The following is a 25,466-nucleotide window of genomic DNA, read 5'->3' on the forward strand; positions in this document are numbered from 1 at the left end:
CTCGAGTGCTTCGTCAAGTGTAAAGTGCGAAATATGCGTCGTTTTACGGAGTGCATTTATGACAATGACTTTGGATCCTCTGACCTTATCGAGCTCCTCGTCGGAAATAAAATTAGCATCCGTGATGTACGTAAAATCTCCAAAACGAAAGCCAAGCACGTCTAAATAATAATGCTTAACTAAAATGGGAATGATTGAAACGCCAGCAATGATAAATGGCCGATTTTCAATTTCGTGCACTTCGATTTCAGGTACTCCTGGATACTTGTCTTCAGCGAAAGCATAGGCAAATTCCTGCTTCAATTGCTCGATAACGGGGGCTTGTGCATACAAAGGAATACTTGACTTTTGGGCATAATTAAATCCGCGAATATCATCCATACCTGCGGTATGATCCTTATGTTCGTGGGTATATAAAACAGCATCTACGCGCTGAATACCCGCCCGTAAGATTTGTTGGCGAAAATCTGGCCCCGTATCAATGATGAAACTTTTGCCTTCGGTTTCAATATGCATGGAAACACGAAGGCGCTGATCGCATGGATCTGTGGAGCGACAAACTTCACAGGAACAGGCAATCATCGGAATCCCTTGAGAGGTCCCCGTACCCAGAAACCTTACGTGGACCTGGGACATCGAATTATTCAGTTAATGACTTAACTGTCGAAACGAGTGCGTCAAAATTAAGTGGCTTGGCCAAGAAATCATTGAAACCCGCGGCCTTGAAATCTTCCATGGAATAATTACGTGCATTACCTGTAATGGCAATCATCGGAATTTTTGATTTCTGGGAATCGGCGAGTGCACGAACGGCTTTGGCGCAATCCATACCGTCCATTACAGGCATATTGATATCCAATAAAAGCACATCAAAATCAGCTTTAGCTAATTCGTCTAACACTTGCTGGCCATTCTTAACTGCATGAATCTCAAAATTTTGAAACTCTAAAATTTTACGCGCTAAATTTTGGATGACAGAACTATCTTCGGCGATCAATACTTTTTTCATAGGAGTACGTTATACATGATAGAGGGAAACCTCACAATTGGGTAAAAATAGGGAAACAAAAGAAATTAAGCAATAAAAAAAGCGACCCTTTTGAGGTCGCTTTTAAAAAGAATTTGAATCACTTATTTCACATAGATGGAAACAGATGATTTATCCCAATCTAGGCTAATTTGTCCTTCTGGAGATACACTGATGTTGAATTGCTCAGTCATCGCATGCTCGCTAACTTTTCCAGTTACGCGCAACACATCTTTTTCTGCTTTGTAGGTATATGCACCCCATTGCTTTGAATCGCTATTAAAAATAACCGTCCATTCGGTAGGGCCCGGGATAGAAAATAAAGAGTAAACTCCTTTTGCCAACGGCTTTCCTTGGATTGTAACATCATTCGAAAATTCGATGATTGTCGCATCATTCGCTCCTGTTCTCCAAACTTCTCCGTAAGGGACTAACGCTTTTTGTTCTTTAGTACCAAACACCAAACGTCCCTTTACAGAAGGCTTCGCGTATTTTACCATAACTTCTGTCTTGCCCACTTTTTGAATAACAACTGCTGGTGGCGATGCAGGAGCTTTTTGTGCAAAAGCACCAAAACTCAACACACTCATTAAAATCACTAAGTACTTTTTCATAATTCGATTTCGTTTAAATTTTTTTACAAATTAAGCCAATAATTCAATTTCAACACTAAAGATCTGTTCCGAATTTGAAAGGTCTCCGGAAAATAATTATCCGTATACACCAAAAACAAATCCGAAGCTGGTTTATAACGCCATTGAAGTCGCGCATTCAAATTGATATTTTTGGTTTGTTGGTTCAATTGAAAAAACGTAGCAAAGAACAATTTGTTTGAAAATGTAATATCTATTTTCGGGCGAACAATCCAAAACTGCGAGGAAACCTTTTTGGCAGCCATCTTTTCAGTACCCGGAATTTCCACATCCTGGATGTCATTATAATCAACCGCCACCGAAACGGAGCCAAAAGGCTGGAATCGATAACCAATATCACCCGTGATCCCTGTGCGCCAGCCATTTCCAAAATATCCACCCACACGCGAGGTCAATAAATAGGTAAATGCTTTTATGGGTGATGAACTATAACGCATATTCAAGGCATACCAATCATGCTCTGAACCACGCAAAAGAGCGGTATTGCCCATTCGCGTAGCATCGAAATTGTACTGCAACTTGACAAAATCATGCGATAAAAAAACGCCAAAGTTAGAGCGATCTTTCATCGTACCACTGTAGGATACATATGTTGTGTTATCTGTGTATGCCCCTTGGTTGTTCCAAAAAGACACGGACATCACCTTCAATGTCGTATAAAATAAATTAGTGTTTTTATTATTAGGATAGAATATTTTGGCCGCTTCGGGTTGAATCTCGAGGTAGTTGACACGAGGAACATAGCCAACTTCCGGGTTATAATTCTCACCAACCCACTGTTCTTTAATCGAGAAAGCCCAATCGTTATCCGCGTAAGCTAATGAAGCCGCTTGAGAAAAGTCACGCGCTTTGTTTAACGGACTGATTGTATTCGCATAGAAAAGCGAGCCCGTCCAAAAATTATCTTTGGACGCTAAATTATACTCAAATCCTACATCCCGGTTATAGGACTGAAATCCATTTGTTTTTTGCAACTCGGTGTCAATAAATGACTGTTTATTGACCATATAAACACCAAAGTTTGACCGAGCAAATAGCTTCCGTTGGAGTGCCACCATCGAAAAGTTTTGCGTTGGAATACCTTTTGCGTCGATGCGCTCCGACTGCACATTCAACGCGCCAATGCGCCAATCTTGATTTAATTTGCCACTCAAACGGGCACCATAGGTAATGGGTGTTTGTTCATAAATACCGGTTTTGGGATTGAGGGCTATTCCTATCCGCCGCGAGAAAAATGGCCGAATACTCTCAGTTCCAAAGCCATCAAACAAATCTGAATTCTCAATAAAAAACTGCCTTCTTTCCGGGTAAAACAACTCAAAGCGGTCCAAGTTGGTTTGTTGGCGATCCACATCCACCTGCGAAAAATCCGGATTTAGGGTCATATCTAAATTCAAACCCGAATTAATCGAAACCTTAATATCTCCTCCGATTTGATTCCGAAAGGTCGTTGGGGATTTCGACTCATAGTTGGCAGTCGCCCCCGATAACACATACGGAATAAACGAAATGTTCTTTTTGGGAGCCGGTGGAGGGGTATCCCAAACAAGCACTCCAGCGTAAGCGAGCGAGGCTGTTGGAAATTGACGTGGCACAGGTGCCCAAGCAGATTTTTCTTTGGCCTTTAAATCATAGCGAGAGAAGTTGATGCCCCAGCGCTTCACATTATCCTTGTATCGGATCGACTTAAACGGAATGGCTGCTTCAAAAATCCATGAATCGGTTTTGTAGGTCGTAGCGGATTCCCATTTGTTATCCCAATTCAGATTTACTTTGGCCCCTTCTGACATCTGGCCGTCCCATTGCGCACCTGCGGCATTTGCACCAAATGCAAAACCGGTCGTTTTATCTTCGAACGTATCGATAAAAACTAGAAAATTATCATTCACACCAAAAGCAAAATCCCGCTTCATGGATTCAACTACATAAGCGCCAGGTTCTTTCAAAAAACATTCCGCTGATATGTATATATATTTGTCATCGTAGGCAATTTTTACATCTGTACGAACCTGCGCGCACAAAGAATCGTAGGGATTACACATGACGAAGTCGCTCACTGCGGCTGATTCTAGCCAAGCGTTTTCATTTAATACCCCATCGATTTTAATCTGCCCCGTACTTTTTTTGATATTTACTTGGAAACGTTCGTTGATTTTTTGCGCATTGGCATGGCCAACAAACAATAATAGGAAGCAAACGAGAAGTAGCAATCGATTCATAGGTTTCAAATAGGTCTTACAGAAAAACAAAGGTAAGTTATTTTCACATGAGACTTGTGGGTCTTATGGGGCTTGATTATTTTTGTACCATATTTAACCGAGACTACCCATGGGAAGAGCCTTCGAATTCCGAAAAGCGAGAAAGTTTAAACGTTGGGGCCAAATGGCCAAAACCTTCACCAAAATAGGTAAAGACATCGTGATTGCTGTGAAAGCAGGTGGCGGCGATCCTGCATCGAATTCGCGTTTACGTGCCATCATTCAAAATGCAAAGGCCGTTAATATGCCAAAGGAAAACGTAGAGCGCGCAATCAAACGTGCGACTTCGAAGGACCAAGAGGATTACAAAGAGATTGTGTACGAAGGATATGCGATGCATGGCATCGCGATTTTAGTAGAAACAACCACAGATAACATTAACCGTACCGTGGCAAATATCCGTTCCTCATTTACAAAATGTGGCGGATCTTTAGGAACTACGGGGATGTTGGACTTCATCTTCGCCCGCAAATCAGTCTTTAAAATTGCCGCCAAACCGGAAATCGATTTGGAGGAATTGGAATTTGAGTTGATTGACTTAGGTGGTGACGAAGTATTTTTAGATGAGGAGACGAATCAAATCAACATTTATGGTGAGTTCACGGCATTCGGTGGGATACAGAAATTTTTGGAAGAGCGTGGATATGAATTAATGGGTGCGGATTTCGAGCGTATTCCAGATGAAACGAAAGAATTGACAGATGCGCAAGTGGCCGATGTTGAAAAACTCATCGAGCGACTTGAGGAAGACGACGATGTGCAGAACGTCTACCATAATATGGGATAGTCATTTCCTGAATAGGGAACATGTGTTTTTCCCCTTAGCTTTGGCAAACCTCAAAGGTTTGCCAAAGCTCAAAACCATGAATCCGAGTCCTACGGTTTCAGACGATATAAATACGGTGCTTTGTGAGCGCCTCCGGTGAATTTCTTTTCAATCCGCACGAGAATATCTAAACTTAACATCTTGCGCTGAAAATTAGTCCGCACAATTTTTTTGTCCAAAATCGTCTCATACACCGCTTGAATTTCCGACATTGTAAAGGTATCCCCCAATAATTCAAAAGCAATTAATTTTTCATCCAAGGACTGCCTCATGGCTTCTAAAGCCTTATTCACAATCTTATTATGATCTAAAAATAGATGAGGTAGGGCTGCAATATCAACCCAATCTGCGGCATCTGAAATATCTCCAGGATTAACCACCACCTTGGAATAATCAACCAAGGCATAATAACCAATGGTTATGTAACGCTTTGACATCCAAGATAAATCATCATCGGGGGATCCCATCGCCGTAGTAACGCTTCGATGCTCCTCCGCAGCTCGATCATTCCGCTCTAAATCGCCAAAGGTATAAAATTGCTCTAAGTAAATATCTGTTAATCCGGTACGCTCGTACAATACCCGCGCCGCCGCCTGATCAACATTTTCTTCCACCCCCACAAACCCACCGGCCAAAGACCAGACATGCGTATTGTGAAATTTCAGCAATAAGACTTTCAACTGATTTTCATGGAAACCAAAAATCACACAGTCAACGGAAATTCCTGGCAACCAAAGTTCTGTTTGTTTAAATCTACTTAACATATTTTAGAACAAATGCGCGAATTTGATTCGCAAAAATTACATATCCTTTCTCATTTAAATGGAGCCTATCCGCTACAAAAATATCGGTCATTAATGACCCATCGGGCAAGAAAAATGGCGAATGCATATCTATAAAATATCCCCCTTTAGCCTTAATTAATGCATTTAACTCTCTTTGTTTTTCCCGTAAAGCTACTCGATCAATACTCGGCCGAGCCGCCACATAAACAAAATTTGCACCTGGCACCTGTTTAGCTAAACGCGCTTTAAACTCATCATACTCCGCAGCAATCACCACAGGCGCCTTGCCCTGGGACAAATCGTTATCCCCCTCATACATAAAAACCCATGTAGGCTGATACTTTGCCACCATACGATCAAAATAATATAAGGCCTCAGCTAAGGTAGACCCACCAAATCCACGATTAATCGCGGATGGTAACCCCTGAATATCCCTAGTAAATGTCTTCCATAATCTAAAACTTGAAGAGCCAATAAAAAGCATTTGTCCTTTGGCGGGCATGGCCAACGAGTCTTGTTTCTCATAAGCTAAAATCTCTTTCTCATACTTATTGAGCTTATTTTGAGCCAGTAAACTACTGCTTACAAAAAGCAATAAGGCAACTAATATCTTATTCATTTGGATATGTTAAACCTATCTGAGCACGTATTTCATCTAATAAACCCATCAATTCCTGGCTAAATTGATGCGACATCCAAGCATTTTCCGCGCGTCCTGCATGCAAATCTTCCTGCACCGCATCCGCCTCATAACTATAGCCCCAACCCAAACGCTCCGTCTCCATCACAGTCTCCACCCCACCATAAATCGTCAAGGTCATTCCCTTCGTTTCATGAAAACGCGGATGCATATAAATTTTTCCAAGCGTACCATATACCGTACATGTTGTATCCGTTTGCGCAGCAAATGTCGAAAATAAACTTGCCGTAGCACCTGATGCATAGCTCGTAGCAATCGAACAATTCATGTCTACACCCGAAGGAGCCATCACACCCGTCGCCTTCATTTCAAGCGGTTGGCCTAATAACAGTTTCGAAATAAATAAAGGATAAATACCGATGTCCAACAAAGATCCACCTGTCAAATGCGGATTAAACCAACGCGCCTCCTCATCATAAACCGCCTTAAAGCCAAAATCTGCAACCACATGCTTGATTTCGCCGATGGCACCCGATGCAATAATCTCTTGTAATTTGGCAATAGACGGATGAAAACGTGTCCACAAAGCCTCCATTAAAAACAGCTTCTTTTCACGCGCCTTCGAAATCATCGCAGCAACCTGCATGCTATTGATGGCGAAAGCCTTTTCACATAACACAGGAATACCCGCTTCCAAACACAATAGCGTATGCTCATAATGCAAGCCATGCGGCGAAGCAATGTAAACAACATCGATTTCGCCACTCGAAAGCATTTCCTCATACGACCCAAAGGTCTTCACAGATGAGTCATAATGGGAAGCAAATTCCTGAGCCCGTTTGATATCCCGAGAGGAAACAGCGGCTAAATAGCCATTTTTGGCATGCGTAAGATCGTCGGCAAATTTACGCGCAATGCCTCCGCATGCGAGTATGCCCCAACGAATGGGTTGATCTGTTTTCATAGTCGGTTTAAATTATAAGGAACCCAAAGTAGCTATTAAAGCCTCCACCTGGTCTAAATTTACTGCAGGAAAATTTGCAATACGTATTTGAGTCTCCTTCATTTTTCCATATCCCGCACCCAAAATAAAGTCATTTTTTGCCTGTACTTGTTTGATCACATCGCCAGCCATCTGCTTGCAGTTTAAGACCACGACAGTCGCCGAACGATGTGATTCATTCGTTACAAATATGTCAAATTGGTCCGACTTCTTTGCAAAATCATATAAAGCTTTTGCTTTGCGATCTGTCTCCTTCCGCATAACGTTCACACCAATGCGATTGAAATCCTCTGCCACTTTACCCAACACATAAATCCCCATCACATTGGGCGTTTCAGGAGTTTCGAAATTCTTATAATTCTCCCAAAGACTCGGAAGTGAATGATAGGTTCCCACGGTTTCGCCGTGAAGTTTCATGCGCTCCGCCTTCGCTAGCATCTTTTCATTCGCAATCCAAACACCTAAACCTGCCGGCATTCCAAATGCTTTTTGCACCGAAAACATCGCGGAATCAACTAAATTGAAATCTAAATTCGGATAAGGAGCGGATGAAACCATGTCCACCATCACCAACTTATCTTTGTGTGCCTTCTTAATCTTATGGATCTCAGCCGCGCGCATCTGAACACCCGAACTGGTTTCATTAGCCGTGCAACAAATCAACTCAGCATATTCTGGTACCGTCACTTCTGCCGCATCAAAACCCTCACCAAAAGGTTTGTGCATCGCATGCGCATATTTGTGAAGCTCTTGTGAAAAATCAAAAAACTTCTTCGAAAACGACCCATTCACCAAGTGAAAACTTTCATGCTCCACGGAATTCATAATCGCTCGCTCCCAAATTTCCGTAGCCGATCCTGTGAATAACACCGCAGTCTCTTTCGGCAAGGCAAATAATTGGCGCAACTGCTCATCGGTATGTTGGTAAATCTTACGAAATGCCCCCGAACGATGTGAAATCGATCCAATATTTTGACGAAATGCTGCTGCATAATGTGCCTCAACAGTAGGAAATAAGGCAGCAGGACCGGGTGTAAAAAACGTGCTCATATTAATATAACATTCTGAATTTGATCGTGTTATCAATCAATTTCAACTCATTGACAATTTCCTCCGCATATTCTTTCGCGACATCCGTAATCACATAACCCGTCTGCTCCGTCGTTTTCAAATATTGACCGATGATATTCACATGATATTTGGCAAATACATTATTGATTTGTGCCAATATACCCGGCACATTGTGGTGTATATGCAATAAGCGGTGTGCATTTTCCAAAGGCGGCAACTGCAATTCTGGAAAATTCACAGAACCATAGGTACTTCCATTATTCATGAATTGCAACAACTTCGAAGGCACAAACTCCCCGATATTTGCTTGCGCTTCTTCCGTACTTCCACCGATATGTGGCGTCAAAATTACATTGGGTAAGCCGCGCAACTCATTGATAAATTCCTCATCATTCGTTTTAGGCTCATACGGAAATACATCAATTGCCGCACCCCAAACCTTACCTGACTTAATCGCCTCCACTAATGCTGGGATTTGAACAACATGCCCACGCGACAAGTTTAGGAAGATGGCATTGTCCTTCATCCACGAAAATTCTTGTTGGCCAAATATATCCGTATTTGATTTTCGCCCATCCACGTGCATACTCACGAAATCAACGGTTGATAATAATTCTTTTAGACTATTGCATTTCTTCGCATTACCGAGCGCTAATTTGTCTACGATATCGAAAAAATAAACTTCCATTCCGAGCGCCTCCGAAATAACTGAAATCTGTGTTCCGATATTTCCGTAACCAATTAAACCGATTTTCTTACCCCGAATTTCATATGAATTAGTCGCTGATTTATCCCAAATACCGGCGTGCATCTTCGTAGATTTTTCGAAAATGTTACGGGTCAACATCACCATTAAACCGATTGATAATTCCACAACACTTCGTGTATTTGAATAAGGCGCGTTAAAAACGGCAATTCCACGATTCTCACATTCCGCCAAATCAATTTGGTTGGTACCAATGCAAAAAGCCCCCACACACATCAATCTAGCTGCATTTGGATGTTCGAGTACCTTCTTTGTCAAATTGGTTTTTGAACGCAAACCTATAATAGAAACATCTTTGATTTTCTCAATCAGCTCATCCTCGTCTAAAGCGCCCTTCAACAGCTCAACTTGGAAGCCTTCTTTTTTAAATACTTGAACCGCCGCCGGGTGTACGTTCTCTAATAATAAAACTTTGATACGTGATTTAGGATAGGACTGTGCCCGACTTAAGCCATTGAGATATAAAAACTCATCCAAAGATGGGACAACAAAATCCGCTTTATCGGTCACCGCTTTGCGTGAAACGTTCTCTGTAAATGCAAAGAATTTATTGGCCAAACCGGCCTCGCGTAATTCGTAATCTGTATATCCATCACCGATCACATAGACTTCTCCGTCTAAGGCTAAAGATTGCAATAAACTTACTTTGCCGCGATCTTGTGAAAGCAAGTTGGCTTGATCATATCCCGTAATGGTGCCGTCGGCCGCATACGTAAACGTATTCGCATACACATTCGCAGCTGCAATACCCATCTCCTCTACGACAGGAACGATAAAATCTTTAAAGCCGCTGGAGACAATCAAAATTTGATCTGCATGTTCTTTAATAAACGCTTTATTGCGTTTAAATGACTCAGAAATTTTTCCTTTTAAGAAGGTGATTAACAGGTCAACATGCGAACGATTCGCAGGCAATAACGCCACGCGATCTCGCAACGAATCTGCGAATGAATAATTTCCGGTCATCCCTTTGTCGGTGATTTCGCGAATTTTTCCAACGATCTCCCCTTGTTTGGCATTCCCTTCCAAAGCGATACGCGCTAATTCATCGAGTCCCTCGACTTTCGTGAATGTACTGTCAAAATCAATGACAATCGTTAATTGTTCCAGCTCCTTAGTTGACATATTATCAAATTTCAATTTCCTTAAACCATGCTTCAGCCCGCTGCTCGGACCAAGTTTTACCTCGGTAGTTACGAGGGAAAAAACCGCAATGCCCTCCTTGTTTAGACAATTCAATCTGAACATAGTCGGACTGAATCACTTCAGGAAGACATTCCTGCGATAAAAATGGATCGTTTTTCGCGTTGACCACGAGGGTCGGAACGCGAATCCCACCTATGAAATACAAGGAACTATTTTGTTCATAATAGTCCTCAGCATCCTTAAATCCATGTAAAGGCCCCGTAATTACATTATCAAAATCGTACAAACTACCAATGGAAGAAAGCATGGCCGGCGTAATATCTTGTGGATATCGGGCCGACTTTTCAGTTACTTTTTCTAATAGCGTTTGTAAGAAGCGATGCGTGTAGAGGCGGTTTCCCCAACGGGCCAATTGCTGACTACTGCTGGAAAGGTGTAAAGGTACAGAAAATGCTACAGCTTTTCGAACGAATTTTGAAGCTTTTTCCCCATTTTCCCCCAACCATTTTAAGGTCAAGTTGCCACCTAAACTAAACCCAGCCAGGAAGATATCACGGACGCCCAGCGAAATCGCATGGTTGATAACGTAATCTAAATCATCCGTGGCTCCACTGTGGTAAAACCGCAAATTTCGATTTGGCTCCCCTGAGCAACTCCGATAATTCCAGGCGAGCGCATGAAAATCAGGAAGAGAGCGAATTAGACCGGTGATGTAATGCCGCCGACTGCCACCCTCCAAGCCATGAGAAACAATAAGCAACGGTTTTTGGATCAGTTCCCCGGAACGTATATGCCAATCTAAATCTAAAAAATCACCATCTGGCAATTCCAATCGCTCTGTGTAAGCATGGGTTTCAGGTATTTCCCGAAAAAGTGCCGGATAAATACTTTGCGAATGACCCTCTGGCAACCAAATTGGCGGCTTGTATGCGTGCATTAAATAAAGAAATCTGGAATTAAAGAACGGTCGTCCACATTGGGATCAACTTTATACGAACTAAAATCAGTAACCCCAGCCTCAGCTAAGACGGCGTCATCGATAAAATAATTTCCTGAACAAGTTTTAAAATCACGTGCTAAAATTTCAGCGGCAGCATCCGCCATGATCGTTGGCTTACGCGCATTCCGCATCATCTCACCATTCCCAACCGCAAATTCGATAGCAGCTGTGGCAATAATAGTCCGCGGCCATAATGAATTAAAAGCAACTTTACCCTCAAATTCAGCTGACATCCCCAGCGTTACTAATGACATACCAAATTTTGCCATCGAATAGGCTACATGATGCTTAAACCAACGTGCCTCAAAATTCAAAGGAGGCGAAAGGGTTAAGACATGTGGATTTTCAGACTTGAGTAAATGAGGTAAACATGCACGCGAAACCAAGAATGTTCCTCGGGCATTTACGCCGTGCATTAAATCAAAGCGCTTCATTTCTGTTTGAAGTGATCCGGTCAACTGGATAGCTGAAGCATTATTGATTACAATATCGATCCCTCCAAAGGTGGCAACCGCTTGATTGACCGCTCCAAAAACCTGATTTTCATCACGAATGTCAACCATGCAGGGCAGGGCACGACCTCCTAAGCGTTCGATTTCAGCTGCGGCGGAAAAAATAGTCCCTTGCAATTTAGGATGTGGCTCAGCTGTTTTAGCGGCAATAATGATATTTGCACCCAATGAGGCTAATTTTTTAGCTATTTCCAAGCCGATACCACGTGAGGAACCCGTTATGAAAACGGTTTTGTTTTTGAAGTTCATGTGAGTCAATTTAAACTTTATCTAAATTACGATTTTATTGCAAAGACTTGTCAAATTTTAATTTTTGCGTTGTACTTTTGTAAACTTGTTTTTGCATCCTATATCGAATGATCACACCGTTTAAGTTAGTAAGTATTTCTCATCGCAGTGCGCCACTCACGATTCGTGAGATGGTATCAATGAACGAGGAAGAAAGTCGCGCTTTTACGCTCAAGTGTAAAGATTTATTTGGCTTACAAGAATTATTGATTGTATCGACGTGCAACCGCACCGAACTATACTATACTTCTCCGGAATCTATCTCAAATGACTTAATTAAGGCATTGTTAATCGAAAAAGGATTAACAAATATTACTGATTATGCGCATTATTTCGTTCAAATGGATGAAACGAGTGATTCTTTAATACACCTTTTTGAGGTTGCTACTGGTTTACAATCCAAAGTTGTAGGTGACTTACAGATACCTAATCAGATCAAAAGAGCGTACCAACTAGCGGCTGATTTGAACATGGCGGGTCCGTATTTGCATCGTTTAATGCATACCATATTTTATTCAAACAAGCGTGTTGCGCAAGAAACTTCGTTCCGCGATGGAGCAGCTTCTGTTTCATATGCCACTGTTGCCTTAGCTGAAGAATTATCGCAAGCTTTGGCTGCTCCCAAAGTCCTTATTTTAGGCTTGGGTGAAATTGGGATTGACGTTTGTAAAAACTTAGAGGATAAAGATTTTGCTGAGGTGACGGTCATGAATCGGACCATCGAAAAAGCTGAACGTGTGGCCCAAGGGAAAAACTTCCGTGTCGCTCCATTTGAAGATATGTGCCAAGAAATCGAAGCGGCCGACATCATTATTTCGTCTATTCGCACGGATTCGCCGATCATCACACAAGAGAATTTGAAAGCCATGCAATTGCTTTCATTTAAATATTTTATAGATCTATCCGTACCACGCAGTATCGAAGAGGGTGTAGAAAAGGTTTCTGGAGTTTTATTATATAACATTGACACGTTGAAAGAACGTGCAGACGAAGCTTTAGCTGCTCGTATGGCGTCCATTCCAGATGTGCGCGTAATCATTGAGGAAAGCATAGATAGCTTCAATGATTGGTCTAAAGAGATGGAAGTTTCTCCTACCATCCATAAGTTAAAAGGTGCGCTTGAGCAAATCCGTAAAGAAGAAATCAATCGTCACCTGAAAGGTCTAAGTGCAGAAGAAGTGGAGAAATTAGAAAAAATCACAGCTTCTTTGGTCCAAAAAATCATCAAACAACCCATCATTCATTTGAAAGCCGCTTGCAAACGCGGTGATTCTGAAGCTATGGTGGATGTATTGAATGACCTCTTCAACCTCGAGCAATTCGAAGAGCACGAATCCTAATCGCATGGACAGCGCATTACTGACTAAATTGGCCCGCTATTGCGCCTATCAGGAACGCTGCATCTCAGAAATCAAACTAAAAATTCAGGAATTAGACGGCGCTGACCTGCAGGACGATTATATCCAGTGGTTGCAAGAAAACAATTACCTGAATGAGCAAAGATTCATTGGTCTATTTATCCGCTCCAAATTCAACCAGAAAAAGTGGGGCCGCGGGAAAATTCAATTTGAATTGCGCAAAAAAGGAATTTCAGATTCGGACATACAAGCGCATTGGGATGAAATTGCAGAAGCAGATTACACCGAAGCCCTAAAAGTCCTATTAGAAAAAAAAGCATTTTCGCTCAAATCAGGAACTCCGAACGAAAAATACCAAAAGTGTTACCGGACGGGTTTGTCTAAAGGCTTCGAGCCTAGTCTTGTTTCTCAGGTCTTGAAAGGTCTTTTTCCGAAGGGATTTGCATAAAATCATTTTTTTCCTACCTTTGAGACATGGATTTCAAATCAACTACTTATTACTTAGGTTATTATTACGCAGGATACTACGTCTGCGCGTAACCGGTTTGATAGGTTTTTGATGTTAACTTATTTTCGCCGGCCTGTGAGTCGGCATTTTTATTATATGAGCTTTTCTATTTCACCCGCTTCGCGTTTAAAGTCCGTAGAGGAATACTATTTCTCCACAAAACTCAAGCAAATCGCAGCATTGCGCGCCGCCGGTATTCCCGTCATTAACCTAGGTATAGGTAGTCCAGACCTCGCTCCTGCTACGGAAACGATCGAAACCTTGACTTTATCTGCAGCTAATCCTGCCAACCACGCCTACCAAGGGTATCAAGGAATTCCTGCGTTACGTGAGGCATTTGCAGCATTTTACGCTAAACATTACGGGGTGACGGTAGATCCAGCTTCTGAAATATTGCCATTAATCGGTTCCAAAGAAGGCATCATGCACATTGCCATGGCCTATTTAGAGGCAGGGGATGTGACGTTGATTCCGAATCCGGGCTACCCAACTTACCAAGCGGCGTGCTCACTGGCTGGGGCAACGGTTCAAGCATACGAATTAACGGAAGCGAATGGTTGGCTGCCTGATTTAGATACCTTGGAAAAACAAGATTTGTCTAAAGTAAAAATCATGTGGGTGAACTATCCACACATGCCCACGGGTGCCAAAGCAGATGTAGCGTTTTTTACTAAACTGCGCGATTTCGCGATTCGCCATTCTATACTATTAGTTAATGATAATCCATACAGTTTTATCTTGAATGATAATCCCATGAGCATGTTGGCCGTACCCGGCATGAAAGACGTAGCCATTGAATTAAATTCACTTTCCAAATCTCACAATATGGCCGGTTGGCGCATCGGTGCGGCATTCGGTCGGGCGGAATTATTGGGACCCGTGTTGAAATTCAAGTCCAACATGGACTCTGGTATGTTTTTACCATTGCAAGAAGCTGCGGTGAAGGCATTATCATCAGATTCATCTTGGTTTGCTCGTCAGAATGAAATCTATAAGTCGCGTCAAAAGAAAGTATTTGAATTATTAGATTTATTGGATTGCGTGTATGATTCAGCGCAAACCGGCATGTTTGTTTGGGCTCGCGTGCCTGCATCCATTGAAACTGGCTATGCACTCTCCGACCAGGTATTGGATGAAAATGCGGTGTTTATCACCCCTGGGGGTATTTTTGGCACACAGGGCAACGGGTATGTGCGGATTTCGTTATGTGCCAAAGAAGAGGTTTTTCAAACGGCGATAGATCGCATTAAAAATCACAGCAATGGAATCTAAGAAAGTTGGAATTATTGGTATTGGGTTAATAGGCGGATCTATCGCGAAAGGCTTACGATCATCTGGCTGGGCATCGGAACTTATTGGAATTGAAGCTAATCCAGCTCATGCGATCAAGGCGCTTTCCTTGCGGTTAGTTGACGAAGTTTTACCTTTGGCAGAAGCCATTGACCGCGTGGATATCTTTGTTTGCGCAACACCGGTAGACGTTTTGGTACAAATCATTCCACATGTTTTGGATCAGTTAAAGCCGGGCCAAATCGTGATTGAAGTTGGCTCAACCAAAACTCCTGTATATAATGCATTGAAGAATCACCCCAAACGCGCGCAATTTGTTTCCACGCACCCGATGGCTGGAACGGAATTTTCAGGTCCAGAAGCCGCGGTTGAAGGATTATTTATGGGCAAACGAGGTGTCATCTGTGATAAGGAATTAAGTTCGACCGATACTATAGAGACTATTGAAAGTTTATATCGAGATGGGTTGGGCATGAACTTGATTTACATGGAATCGATTGACCACGACGTGCATACGGCCTATATCTCACACATATCGCATATTTGTTCGTTTGCGTTAGCAACAACAGTTTTGGAAAAAGAAAAGAATGAGGAACGTATTTTTGAATTAGCTTCAACGGGTTTTGAATCTACGGTTCGTTTGGCGAAATCTTCGCCGGAAACGTGGAGTCAGATTTTTCATCAAAACCAAGAGAATGTCATCGATGTATTAGACGAATACATTAACACCCTATTAAAATACAAAGGACTGATGTTGTCCGGAAGTTACGATAAATTGAAAGATGAGCTAGGTAAGGCAAACGATATTGGCCGTATCCTGAATAAACATTAAAAAAGCCCCGACTTACATCGGGGCTTTTTTTTAGTTTCCTTTCGGAGCTCGGTAAACTACAGGCTTCCACGTATTATTCTTTCCATTGATGTCAGGGAAGACATGGTCAGGATCTATCGTCACCGATTTGATCGGTAGGTTAGTTGCGGTTTTAAATGTCCATGAAGCACCACGCTGCCAAATCTCCACTGGAAACGTGAAACGTTCTTTTGCGCCACCTGCCATTTCAACTTCAACAATTGCTGGCATGGCCATCTTGTCTAAGTTTTCAATCGTGATTAAAGCACCTTTGGCAGGATCTTGATCAATGTAAACGACATCTTTCACCGACTGATCAAGTTTCCATAATTCGTAGAACCAGGCACGCCAGAACCAACCTAAATCTTCGCCGGCACCATCTTCTATGGCACGGAAGAAATCACGTGGTGTCGGATGTTTGAAAGCCCAATTTTTGATATACTGCTTGAGTGCGTAATCAAAACGATCTGCACCTAAGATATTTTCACGTAAAATCCGTAAACCAAAACCTGGTTTATTGTATGCCTCCCAACCTAAATTACGTGCTTGAATAACATCCGGTATCGACATGATCGGATCAGCTTCTGCACGGAACATGCGGGGAGCGATTTGATGCATATCAAACTTTGGATTCTTGTACTCACCTTTGTTGAAGGCATCTGTTGAGTAGAAATTAATAAATGTATTAAACCCTTCATCCATCCAAGCGAACTTACGTTCGTTTGTTCCTACGATCATCGGGAACCAGTTGTGACCAAATTCGTGATCTGTCACACCCCATAAAGACGCGGTTTGGTCGCGGTAGCCGCAGAAAATAATGCCTGGATATTCCATACCTGAAACGATTCCCGCCACATTCGTAGCAACTGGATAGGTATATTCGTATAACCAATTCGAGTAATGCTCGATGGAAGCCTTCACGTATTCAGTAGAACGTGCCCAAGCTTTATCTCCGTCTGATTCAATCGGATAAACCGAAACAGCGGTAGCTTTTTTACCACTAGGCAAATTGATCATAGCTGCATCTTGAATGAAGGCTTTCGAGGTAGCAAAAGCCACATCACGCGCATTCTTAATCGCAAATTTCCATGTCAAACGATCTTTAGCCGGACGAGAAGCTGCATCAGTGACCTCTGCAGCTGAGCGAATAACAACTATTTTGTCTGATGCTTTTGCTGCAGCCCAACGCTTCATTTGCTCTGCTGTGTACACCTCCGCTGGATTCAACAATTCACCCGAACCTACCACAATATGTGAAGCAGGCACATTGATGGAGTACTCAAAATTTCCATATTCTAGATAGAACTCGCCTGCTCCTAAATAAGGTAACACATTCCATCCTTCAATGTCATCATATACACACATGCGTGGAAACCATTGGGCAACCGTATACACATCGCCGTTTTTGGTTTCCTGAATTCCCATCCGGTCTGAACCGTTTTTCGGGGAAGTAAATGAATAAACGATTTTGATTTTTGCGATACCCGCTTTCTCCATTAATGGGGTTGCTAAGCGAATTTGCATCCGGGTATCTTCCACAATAAAGTTGGCCGGTTTCCCATCAACCAAAACACTTTCAATCGCATAACCACCATCAAAAGCGACGTTACCAAAACGACCTCCCAACACAGGGGTTGTTTTGCCTCCGCGCGATTGCGTGTTAAACGAATTTTGGTCTAATTGTAACCAAAGAAAAGGCAATTTATCGGGAGAATTATTTTTGTAGGTAATTTCAACATCCCCTGAAATCTTACGTTTGGTGTCGTCTAATGAAGCGGATATTTTATAATCAGCGACATTTTGCCAATAAGCGGGCCCAGGCGTTCCGGCTGCAGAGCGAGCGGAAGAAACGGGGCCATAATTCCAAAGTGGATGAAATAATTCGTACGCATTGTATTGCGCAAATGTTTGGGCAGTACAAAAGAGGAAACTTAGGGTAATTAATTTTTTAAACATTAGGATGAAGTTATAGGTAATAAATTATTCAAAAATGGTTAAAATCTCGTCATCAAGCAAACGTTTTGTCAAACCTAAGGCCTTAGGAACCTCATAATGGTAGAAAAACTTCATGGTATGGATCTTATCTTGGTAGAAAGCTTGCTCGCCGCTATTATTTGCTAACGCCTCCGCTGCCACATTTCCTTGCTTCAACCATTGCCAAGCAACAACAATCAAGCCAAACAATTCCATATACAACGTGGAGTCGGCAAGGAATACATCCGGCTGAGCGGCTTTGCTTAATTTGTGCATGGTTACTTGATTGAGACTAGCTAATTCGTTGGCCAACATCTCTGCGTAGGGTTTCGTTTTCTCCTGTGACATCCCTTTTTGGATATCAGCTTGGATCAATTTTACCAAAGCTTGAACTGCTTTTCCTTGTGCGCTTGGGATTCCGCGGCCCAACAAAGTTAAACCGTGAATACCGGTCGTTCCCTCATAAATGGACATAATTCGGGCATCACGTACCATTTGTTCCAGCGGAAAATCTTCAGTATACCCATACCCGCCTAATACTTGAAGCCCTTGATTAACGGCTAAGAATCCTTGCTCGGCGGGATATGTTTTCGCGACAGGAGTCATCAGATCCAACAATATTTGTGCTTCTAATTGTGCATCTCCTTCTAAACATTTTGAATAATCTTCCCAAAGAAAACATTGGAAGAGAAGACCCATCGCGCCTTCAACGATTGATTTTTGATAGTACAACATTCGTTGCACATCGGGATGATTTTGAATCAGTGTAGGTGGAGTCTCCGGATCTTTATTCGTCAACTTTCTTCCTTGGCTACGTTCTGAGGCATATTGTTTGGAGAAATGATATGCAGCTGAAGCGATGTAGGCGGCGCCCATGCCCACGCCTAAACGTGCTTCATTCATCATTTGGAACATGTACATGAGGCCTTTATTAGGCTCACCTACTAGGTGGCCAATCGAATCGCCTTGATCGCCAAAGGATAAATGTAAGGCTGGAGTTGCCTTTTGCCCCATTTTGTGATAGAGGCCCATCGACAAAACTTCGTTGGAAACCCATTCCCCGTTTTCTTGTCGGCGCTTGGGAACCACAAACAATGAAATACCTTTCGTTCCTTTGGGTGCTCCTTCTAAACGGGCTAAAACTAAGTGGATGATGTTTTCTGAAAAGTGATTATCGCCTCCAGAGATGAATATTTTTTGGCCTTTGATGGCGTAGGATCCATTTCCTAAATCTTTGGCAGTTGTCGTCACATCGTTCAACGAACTTCCTGCTTGTGGTTCTGTCAAACACATGGTGCCTGTCCATTTACCATTCAGCATGTTGGGAACATAGGCCTGCTTAAGTTCTTCTGATCCAAAACTCGCAATTAAGTGCGCGGCACCGTTACTTAATCCGGTAAACATGACAATGGAATTATTAGCCGCACCGCGAATGAATTCATTTGCACCACCTACGATCGAAGGGAGTTGTTGGCCCCCTTTCTCATACGAAAAGGTAGCCCCGATCATACCTGAATCCCCCATTTCCTTTACATAAGCTTCTACCGAAAGGTGGACCTGAACGGTGCCGTTTACGAGTTCAGCTTGTTTACGATCTGCATCGACAAAATGAGGTCGTAAGTGACGTTCTGCTATTTGCTCTGCAGAGTCCAAAACCATATCGAACATCTCTGGCGTATAATCCGCGAAATGAGGATATTGACATAAAGAACCATAATTTAAAACCTCTTTTAGGATAAAATCGAGGTTGCGGCGATCGTATTCTCTTGGCATACTTGTTCTGTTTAGATGGAAGCAAATTTGCAGAGAAAAAATTTATTATGCAAGCATACTACTTTCGACTCCCCCACCTACCTTTGGCAAACCTTGGAGGATTGCCAAAGGTAAGGAGTTGTGAAGAAAAAAAAGGCGATTAAAAATCAGTAAACTGGTAAATTCAAACCGATATTATAGGGGACCCACGCGGCCTGCCGACAATCCCACAAAGGTGAATCTTGATAACGTAATTTCTTGAAATTAACCAGATTGATGAGCTTTTGATAGGATGCACCAGGGATTCCATTATAACGATCTACGAGCACCCGCTTTTTTGTCTTACCCGCCACCATAAAATAACCAAGTACCTGACGATCCGGATTATTCAAACACGTCAAATTACCAATAATCTGCGCCGGAACTTTATCAAATATCCCACCACCTAAGGTGCGTTGATCCTCTTGACGCTTCCAATACTGATGCGTTGCCTTATCCACATGATACACCTCCATCTGCAAAAACCACTCCGTAAAATCATCATACGGAATCGCAACCAAAGGCACCTTGATCTCGCGGCCATCCAAAAAAGCATCATCCACTAAGATAGGTTGCGTGTTTTGAACAGCTTGCCAACACTTACTATAGCAAATTGGCACGGGTGCTGGCGGTGCCGGTGGCGTCGGGCAGGTTGTTAAAAATTGAATGAAATCTTGGCGTTTGATGAAATAATAATCATCAACCCCACGCGTATCCTGAAGACTGGCCTGCATCTCAAAATACATATCCTCCACTTTTTCCGCATTCACATACTTGGAATTCAATGTCTTCAATTCCGTGGGCGCCGAAAGCACTTGCCAGCTCGAAGCAATATCCAAACCATCCTTCGTCATAATTTTTAACCGGTACTTTTTTCCCACTTGACCCTGGAATGAAGCCGGCGTTTGATACATCCCCTTTTGAATTTCCTTTAAAACAATCGCCGACCCAGACTCTTCCACAATACGCACATCCGCACCCGGAATCGACTCACCCTGAAACTGCGTGGGATCAAAGGGCGAATAGCCCGATGTATAATTCAAGCGAACCGTATATGGACCTGCCAGATTAGACATTTCACCATATACCACAACCGCATCACTCAAGTTCTTAGTTCTAAAATCAGTGATTTCCGTTTCACACGAAAGTAATCCTAACAAGCCCACAAATGCCAATATCCTCCTCATTAAAACTTGAAATTATAAGTGACGGATGGAATCGCAGCTCCCAACACAGATAATTGATACGTTCGAGCCTGATTGATCAAGCCAGTAGAAGACCTGAAAAAGATTGAATAGGCGTTTTGGCGCGATAAAATATTATAAACAGAGAAATTCCAACTCCCCTGCCAGCGTTTTCCCTCTTTCGGTTCAACCGTAAAACCAATGTCCATACGCATGTAGAATGGAATACGTTCCTGATTTCGCAAGGTAAAACTTGGACTTGAATAGCCATCCAACAAGGGCTTAATGGTCGTACTCGTCAAAAAGGTATTATTCGACCCGCCATATTGATAGGTCGTTGGCGTTAAACCCGGTCTTGGAAAAACACCATTGGCATAGCCATAATCATATAAATCATTAAATGCATAAATCTTATACCGGCCATTTGGATAGGTGATAGGCCGACCAGACGTGTAGGTAAAATTTGCATTAAACGAAATGCGTTTCGTCAAACGGTTATTCAAGACAAATTTAAAGTTGTGTGGCATATCAAAATTCGCCGGAAATTCCTTGCCAAAATTGGCAGCAAACTGACCCTCTGTTGCACCCACTTGTCGGAACGACCGCGCATACGTATACGATACCCAACCAGTCAACCGCAATCCGCGCGCCTTCTTTAAGAAAAATTCCGCCCCATACGCACGTCCTTTTCCTACGACTAATTCCGTCTCAACCGTTGGATTTAAGTACAAGGCCGCTCCGTCCACATAATCAATTACATTAGCCAAACGCTTGTAATAAAACTCCGCAGAAGCCTCAAAAATAGCATTTTGCGCATTGGTAAAATTCTTAAACACTCCCATGGAAAACTGATCGGCCACCTGCTGAGGCAAATAGGCATTCGAATTCTTCCAAATATCCACGGGCGATATCGCCATCGTATTTGACAATAAATGCATGAATTGCCGCATCCGGTTAAATCCAAATTTCACCGAGGTACTCGAATCCAATTTCACTGCCAAAGAGACCCGCGGCTCAAATCCGCTATAGGATTGAATCACTTCTGAAGACGCAAAACGTAGCGTATCCGTTAACGAATTCAAAGTACGCGGCGTTCCTAACCGATATTGGTAAGTCTGCAACGGGCCAAGCAATTGAAAATAAGCATAGCGTAAGCCATAATCTAAACTGATTCGTTTACCTATTGGCAAACTATGCCCCACATAAATCGCCATTTCCCGAGAATTTTCTACCTGCATCGGGAATTCATTCACTTCAGACGATGCCGAAGTAGGCCTAAATGTTCCTGCATCATTTTGATAATGATTAAACTCTGCACCAAAGTCGAGCCGGCCTTTCCCCTTCAAATCCAAACTTAAATCCTCCCGCAAAGTCTGCTGCTTAATCGATGGTTTCCAATCAAATTCCAAACCCTTTTTCATCCCCTCAATCCCATATCGATAATCACTAACGAACGCCGTAAAATTATGAGCTAGCATTCCCCAAAGTGCGTTATGCTTAAAACTAATGGACTGAGTCTGCCATGAATACAAGGTATCCGATGCAAATTTAAAGCCATCATGACTGATGTAGCCAGATAAAGAGATTCGTTGGTTTTCATTCAACTTATGCGTCAACTTAAAATTGACATCATAAAAATCTGCTTTACTTTTCTGTAATGCCGGATTAGGAAAATATCCCAAATAAAAATCGGAGACCGAACCACGGGCGCCAAGAATTAAAGAAGTTTTTCCTTTCACCAAAGGCCCATCAAACAATAATCGGCTGGAAATCGGACCCACACCCCCTTGGATTCCCCACTGGTCAAAATTCCCTTCCTTCACGCGCACATCTAACACTGACGATGCCCGACCGCCATACATACTCGGAATACCACCCTTATATAAGCTCAAATCCTGAACCATGTCGGCATTAAAACCCGTAAAAAATCCAAACAAATGCGATGTATTAAACAAAGGAACCCCGTCCAATAACACGAGATTTTGATCCACATTGCCCCCCCGCACATTAAATCCAGATGCCCCCTCACCGACCGTTGACACACCCGGCAACAACATAATACTTCGAATCACATCCGCCTCTCCCATCAAATTTGGCAGCTTTTTCAGCGTTTTGCTGGACATTTTTTCAACGCCCATGATGGTCCGATTGACATTTGCGTCCGACTTTTCCGTCGAAATAACGACTTCATCTAAAATCTGTTCTGCCTTCTCCAGGAATACCGACATGCGTGTATTTTCCTTTAAATCGACCCGACCCGTTTTGAATTTATAGCCCAAACTGCGAAAAACAATTTGGTAGGAACGAGAAGGCAAAGTCAACGAAAAATGACCGGATGAGTCCGTTCGAGCCCCGATTGATAAACCCGAAAACAATACCGAAGCCCCTTCCAAGGGAGCCTTAGTTTCCAGGTCTTGAATGGTTCCAGAAAAAATAAAAAAGCCCCTTTTTTGACCAAATGCGGCACAAGAAATCAACAATAACACAGCTAATAGCCCACACCTCATTTTCGTTTGTTTCGCAAGATTAATAACCCTTTGGAGTTTTTCCAAGCAGGATCAAATCCGCCAGCAGGGAACTTGGCAACCGCATGGCTACCTAAAACCACATCCAAATCTCCATCACCTTCAATATCCCCAATATCCATCACTGACCACCGACCGAGGTGATTGACAGGAATAGTTTTTAACTCAAACGATTTACCCAAATTTTTGAAGTAAATCAATCCTTCCGCCGGCCGCTTCTCCACATCCGGAAATAAAGCAATCGATAACATATCTTGATCGCCATCCGAGTCTACATCCGCAAGCATCACTTTCGTAGCTCCATTTTGAGGATAAAAAGCTTGTTGCTTAAAGATCATTTTGCCTTCGTTCGTGTATACGTAAACGCCATGATATGGCTTTAAGATGGTTGAAAAATCCGCATTATCCCCAGCCGTGCATACAATATCTAAATCTCCATCGCCATCCACATCACCCATATCGAACGAACTTGTTCCGTAAATTGATGGGAAACGCAATAGTCGAGTCTCACTGAAATTCAACCCACCCTGATTGGTGTACAACATAATTCGTTCATCCCCTTGCGCAAATAAAGCCACAATGTCTGGTCGGCCATCACCATTAAAATCGCGAAAATCCACGTGGGTGGCCCCAGTTTGCGTATTTAGCACCTTTTTCGACCAAGAGCTCCCCTTTTGCTTCCAAACAGACATTCCTCCCTCCATAAATCCAAATTCGCTCGATATAAGTTCTACTTGACCATCTCCATCGAGGTCAACGGCCTTCAATTCAATTGGCCGATTTAATCCTTTCAATAGTTCTTTAGACTTCCCTTTTCCTATCACTTGCACAGATCCATTCACATCCGGATTCGCTTGGGTAGTCGTACCTATAAACACATACAAATACTGCTCTTTCCATCGTTCAATGTAGGTAAGCGCGTTTTGATTCTCTGATTTTCGGATGGGTTTTCCTTGCGCATCCAAAACCCAAATCACACGATTCGACTGATCCCCAGCAATAATCTGATGGTTTTTAACATCAATCCGAACGGCCGTGAAATTTGGTATGGTACCCTTGGGTAAGGCAACTGGCAAATCTTCCACAGAGAAAGATTGATCCTCAGCCAATGGTGCATAGGCTGGAATGTCTAATTCTTTAGGCGCCTTGGTCAAATAATATTCTTTGATTTTGTCCCAATCAGCATCCGGAATCAATTGCGAAGCAGGACGCATGATTGCATAATCAGCAAGCGGTTTTTGTAATTGGTCTATATCTTTAGAAACACCTAAAAAAACCGCCATGTAAGGAAGCGTACTGTATTTCCAAACATTTTGGGGCAATAAGCCCGGTTCAGGAAATGCATGACATGACTGGCAATATTGCTTGGCTAAGGCTTCCCCTTCCGTGACATCTTTCGAGCAGCTTGGAAATTCATACGAGAACACCGAGAAAAGGGTAATTGCAAGGATTATACGCATCAATTGAGTTTTTTAAACACTTGCATGCGATCTGAATTACGTGTCACAAAATACAATGGGCCTTTTGTTGTTTGAACAATTTTGATGTCGCGCACATCTCCTTCTTGTAAGAATCCAGTATCCGTAGGTACCAGCGCTTTAAATCCTCCCTTTCCATCACCCTTTAAAATAAGTCCAAAAAAGGCATCATAACGCGCTTGATACATCGAAGCTCCATTGAAATTTCCGCCCAAAATAACATCCAAATGACCATCCTTATCCACATCCTCCGCGCGTAAAACCATCACTTTGGACACTTGAGCTAAAGCTGGCAAATCATGTCGCTCAAACTTACCCTTACCTTTATTTTCCAAATAGATAGATTCAAAGGTATTCACCATACGCTCAGTAGCACCTTTCAGTTCACTATCCCCGAATAACTCCTCGATCGTGTTGCCTGCAAAATCTTTGTACTTCGTATACTTTTTAGAGATAATACTCGGAATCTGCTTCCCTATTTCATCTTTGCTATTAATCGGATACCAATCATCTCCTCGGTTATATCCAATGAT

General features: G+C 42.5%; 21 protein-coding genes and 1 pseudogene. 5 read left to right on the forward strand and 17 right to left on the reverse strand.

The genetic code is table 11. The annotated features are described in order from the left end of the window. The 4 genes from AC1W6K_RS10255 to AC1W6K_RS10270 all read right to left on the reverse strand — a co-directional run. A partial coding sequence (locus AC1W6K_RS10255; RefSeq protein WP_481947410.1) for an MBL fold metallo-hydrolase occupies positions 1-636 on the reverse strand: 636 nt, incomplete at its 3' end. Between the two features lie 4 nt (positions 637-640). After that, a complete protein-coding gene (locus tag AC1W6K_RS10260; RefSeq protein WP_481720559.1) occupies positions 641-1,009 on the reverse strand; it encodes a response regulator in 369 nt (122 codons plus the stop codon). A 122-nt stretch (positions 1,010-1,131) separates the two neighbouring features. Next, positions 1,132-1,641, reverse strand: a complete 510-nt coding sequence (locus tag AC1W6K_RS10265) for a DUF2911 domain-containing protein (RefSeq protein WP_481720561.1) — start codon at positions 1,639-1,641, stop codon at positions 1,132-1,134. 23 nt (positions 1,642-1,664) lie between these two features. Then, positions 1,665-3,899: a DUF5916 domain-containing protein gene (locus tag AC1W6K_RS10270; protein ID WP_481947411.1), complete on the reverse strand. Its 2,235-nt coding sequence runs from the start codon at positions 3,897-3,899 to the stop codon at positions 1,665-1,667. A 109-nt stretch (positions 3,900-4,008) separates the two neighbouring features. Between AC1W6K_RS10270 and AC1W6K_RS10275 the strand changes: the two genes are divergently transcribed. Next, positions 4,009-4,725, forward strand: coding sequence for a YebC/PmpR family DNA-binding transcriptional regulator (locus AC1W6K_RS10275; protein ID WP_395784826.1), 717 nt, complete (start codon positions 4,009-4,011; stop codon positions 4,723-4,725). An 89-nt stretch (positions 4,726-4,814) separates the two neighbouring features. Here the strand turns inward: AC1W6K_RS10275 and AC1W6K_RS10280 are convergent, their stop codons facing one another. Genes AC1W6K_RS10280 through AC1W6K_RS10310 form a run of 7 tightly spaced genes read right to left on the reverse strand, consistent with a single transcriptional unit; the run spans position 4,815 to position 11,936 of the window. Beyond that, positions 4,815-5,528, reverse strand: coding sequence for an NUDIX hydrolase (locus AC1W6K_RS10280; protein ID WP_481947412.1), 714 nt, complete (start codon positions 5,526-5,528; stop codon positions 4,815-4,817). Next, positions 5,518-6,168 (reverse strand): GDSL-type esterase/lipase family protein, encoded by a 651-nt coding sequence (locus AC1W6K_RS10285; protein ID WP_481947413.1) that lies wholly within the window; start codon positions 6,166-6,168, stop codon positions 5,518-5,520. The genes AC1W6K_RS10280 and AC1W6K_RS10285 overlap by 11 nt, the downstream gene beginning before the upstream one ends. Further along, on the reverse strand, positions 6,161-7,153 hold the full coding sequence (locus AC1W6K_RS10290; protein ID WP_481947414.1) for a Gfo/Idh/MocA family protein: 993 nt from the start codon (positions 7,151-7,153) through the stop codon (positions 6,161-6,163). The genes AC1W6K_RS10285 and AC1W6K_RS10290 overlap by 8 nt, the downstream gene beginning before the upstream one ends. Before the next feature lie 12 nt (positions 7,154-7,165). Continuing rightward, positions 7,166-8,242, reverse strand: a complete 1,077-nt coding sequence (locus AC1W6K_RS10295) for an aminotransferase class V-fold PLP-dependent enzyme (RefSeq protein WP_481720571.1) — start codon at positions 8,240-8,242, stop codon at positions 7,166-7,168. Position 8,243: 1 nt separating this feature from the next. Then, a complete protein-coding gene (gene serA, locus AC1W6K_RS10300; protein ID WP_481720573.1) occupies positions 8,244-10,154 on the reverse strand; it encodes a phosphoglycerate dehydrogenase in 1,911 nt (636 codons plus the stop codon). A 4-nt stretch (positions 10,155-10,158) separates the two neighbouring features. Next, on the reverse strand, positions 10,159-11,112 hold the full coding sequence (locus tag AC1W6K_RS10305; protein ID WP_481947415.1) for a YheT family hydrolase: 954 nt from the start codon (positions 11,110-11,112) through the stop codon (positions 10,159-10,161). After that, a complete protein-coding gene (locus tag AC1W6K_RS10310; protein ID WP_481947416.1) occupies positions 11,112-11,936 on the reverse strand; it encodes an SDR family oxidoreductase in 825 nt (274 codons plus the stop codon). The genes AC1W6K_RS10305 and AC1W6K_RS10310 overlap by 1 nt, the downstream gene beginning before the upstream one ends. Before the next feature lie 107 nt (positions 11,937-12,043). On the opposite strand from AC1W6K_RS10310, the gene hemA reads away from it, so the two are divergent. From hemA to AC1W6K_RS10330, 4 genes are all read left to right on the forward strand, one after another. Further along, positions 12,044-13,315, forward strand: coding sequence for a glutamyl-tRNA reductase (gene hemA / locus AC1W6K_RS10315; RefSeq protein ID WP_481947417.1), 1,272 nt, complete (start codon positions 12,044-12,046; stop codon positions 13,313-13,315). Between the two features lie 4 nt (positions 13,316-13,319). Next, entirely contained in the window at positions 13,320-13,781 is a 462-nt protein-coding gene (locus AC1W6K_RS10320; protein ID WP_481722388.1) for a regulatory protein RecX, read from the forward strand. A gap of 156 nt (positions 13,782-13,937) precedes the next feature. After that, positions 13,938-15,113, forward strand: a complete 1,176-nt coding sequence (locus tag AC1W6K_RS10325) for a pyridoxal phosphate-dependent aminotransferase (RefSeq protein WP_481947418.1) — start codon at positions 13,938-13,940, stop codon at positions 15,111-15,113. Continuing rightward, the gene (locus AC1W6K_RS10330; protein ID WP_481947419.1) at positions 15,103-15,963 is read left to right on the forward strand and encodes a prephenate dehydrogenase; all 861 of its coding nucleotides are present in this window, start codon (positions 15,103-15,105) and stop codon (positions 15,961-15,963) included. The genes AC1W6K_RS10325 and AC1W6K_RS10330 overlap by 11 nt, the downstream gene beginning before the upstream one ends. 30 nt (positions 15,964-15,993) lie before the next feature. Here AC1W6K_RS10330 and AC1W6K_RS10335 read toward each other — a convergent pair whose 3' ends face one another. The 6 genes and pseudogenes from AC1W6K_RS10335 to AC1W6K_RS10360 all read right to left on the reverse strand — a co-directional run. After that, on the reverse strand, positions 15,994-17,937 hold the full coding sequence (locus AC1W6K_RS10335) for a M1 family metallopeptidase (RefSeq protein WP_481947420.1): 1,944 nt from the start codon (positions 17,935-17,937) through the stop codon (positions 15,994-15,996). Between the two features lie 24 nt (positions 17,938-17,961). Then, positions 17,962-19,728: an acyl-CoA dehydrogenase gene (locus AC1W6K_RS10340; RefSeq protein WP_481947421.1), complete on the reverse strand. Its 1,767-nt coding sequence runs from the start codon at positions 19,726-19,728 to the stop codon at positions 17,962-17,964. Positions 19,729-19,874: 146 nt separating this feature from the next. Continuing rightward, positions 19,875-20,933 (reverse strand): DUF4249 domain-containing protein, encoded by a 1,059-nt coding sequence (locus AC1W6K_RS10345; RefSeq protein WP_481947422.1) that lies wholly within the window; start codon positions 20,931-20,933, stop codon positions 19,875-19,877. Further along, the gene (locus AC1W6K_RS10350) at positions 20,933-23,437 is read right to left on the reverse strand and encodes a TonB-dependent receptor (protein WP_481947423.1); all 2,505 of its coding nucleotides are present in this window, start codon (positions 23,435-23,437) and stop codon (positions 20,933-20,935) included. Before AC1W6K_RS10350 ends, AC1W6K_RS10345 begins: the two co-directional genes overlap by 1 nt. Beyond that, the gene (locus AC1W6K_RS10355) at positions 23,434-24,915 is read right to left on the reverse strand and encodes an FG-GAP repeat domain-containing protein (RefSeq protein ID WP_481947424.1); all 1,482 of its coding nucleotides are present in this window, start codon (positions 24,913-24,915) and stop codon (positions 23,434-23,436) included. The genes AC1W6K_RS10350 and AC1W6K_RS10355 overlap by 4 nt, the downstream gene beginning before the upstream one ends. Next, a pseudogene (locus AC1W6K_RS10360) lies at positions 24,915-25,466 on the reverse strand (RNA-binding protein); the annotation flags it as partial. The pseudogene AC1W6K_RS10360 and the gene AC1W6K_RS10355, both read right to left, overlap by 1 nt.

The sequence above is a fragment of the Aquirufa sp. genome (genome assembly GCF_964796385.1).

What these genes read in the sequence shown, in the direction of transcription:
- AC1W6K_RS10260 (WP_481720559.1), bottom strand. Translation starts at nt 1,009, where the DNA reads ATGAAAAAAGTATTGATCGCCGAAGATAGTTCTGTCATCCAAAATTTA.
- AC1W6K_RS10265 (WP_481720561.1), bottom strand. Translation starts at nt 1,641, where the DNA reads ATGAAAAAGTACTTAGTGATTTTAATGAGTGTGTTGAGTTTTGGTGCT.
- AC1W6K_RS10270 (WP_481947411.1), bottom strand. Translation starts at nt 3,899, where the DNA reads ATGAATCGATTGCTACTTCTCGTTTGCTTCCTATTATTGTTTGTTGGC.
- AC1W6K_RS10275 (WP_395784826.1), top strand. Translation starts at nt 4,009, where the DNA reads ATGGGAAGAGCCTTCGAATTCCGAAAAGCGAGAAAGTTTAAACGTTGG.
- AC1W6K_RS10280 (WP_481947412.1), bottom strand. Translation starts at nt 5,528, where the DNA reads ATGTTAAGTAGATTTAAACAAACAGAACTTTGGTTGCCAGGAATTTCC.
- AC1W6K_RS10285 (WP_481947413.1), bottom strand. Translation starts at nt 6,168, where the DNA reads ATGAATAAGATATTAGTTGCCTTATTGCTTTTTGTAAGCAGTAGTTTA.
- AC1W6K_RS10290 (WP_481947414.1), bottom strand. Translation starts at nt 7,153, where the DNA reads ATGAAAACAGATCAACCCATTCGTTGGGGCATACTCGCATGCGGAGGC.
- AC1W6K_RS10295 (WP_481720571.1), bottom strand. Translation starts at nt 8,242, where the DNA reads ATGAGCACGTTTTTTACACCCGGTCCTGCTGCCTTATTTCCTACTGTT.
- serA (WP_481720573.1), bottom strand. Translation starts at nt 10,154, where the DNA reads ATGTCAACTAAGGAGCTGGAACAATTAACGATTGTCATTGATTTTGAC.
- AC1W6K_RS10305 (WP_481947415.1), bottom strand. Translation starts at nt 11,112, where the DNA reads ATGCACGCATACAAGCCGCCAATTTGGTTGCCAGAGGGTCATTCGCAA.
- AC1W6K_RS10310 (WP_481947416.1), bottom strand. Translation starts at nt 11,936, where the DNA reads ATGAACTTCAAAAACAAAACCGTTTTCATAACGGGTTCCTCACGTGGT.
- hemA (WP_481947417.1), top strand. Translation starts at nt 12,044, where the DNA reads ATGATCACACCGTTTAAGTTAGTAAGTATTTCTCATCGCAGTGCGCCA.
- AC1W6K_RS10320 (WP_481722388.1), top strand. Translation starts at nt 13,320, where the DNA reads ATGGACAGCGCATTACTGACTAAATTGGCCCGCTATTGCGCCTATCAG.
- AC1W6K_RS10325 (WP_481947418.1), top strand. Translation starts at nt 13,938, where the DNA reads ATGAGCTTTTCTATTTCACCCGCTTCGCGTTTAAAGTCCGTAGAGGAA.
- AC1W6K_RS10330 (WP_481947419.1), top strand. Translation starts at nt 15,103, where the DNA reads ATGGAATCTAAGAAAGTTGGAATTATTGGTATTGGGTTAATAGGCGGA.
- AC1W6K_RS10335 (WP_481947420.1), bottom strand. Translation starts at nt 17,937, where the DNA reads ATGTTTAAAAAATTAATTACCCTAAGTTTCCTCTTTTGTACTGCCCAA.
- AC1W6K_RS10340 (WP_481947421.1), bottom strand. Translation starts at nt 19,728, where the DNA reads ATGCCAAGAGAATACGATCGCCGCAACCTCGATTTTATCCTAAAAGAG.
- AC1W6K_RS10345 (WP_481947422.1), bottom strand. Translation starts at nt 20,933, where the DNA reads ATGAGGAGGATATTGGCATTTGTGGGCTTGTTAGGATTACTTTCGTGT.
- AC1W6K_RS10350 (WP_481947423.1), bottom strand. Translation starts at nt 23,437, where the DNA reads ATGAGGTGTGGGCTATTAGCTGTGTTATTGTTGATTTCTTGTGCCGCA.
- AC1W6K_RS10355 (WP_481947424.1), bottom strand. Translation starts at nt 24,915, where the DNA reads ATGCGTATAATCCTTGCAATTACCCTTTTCTCGGTGTTCTCGTATGAA.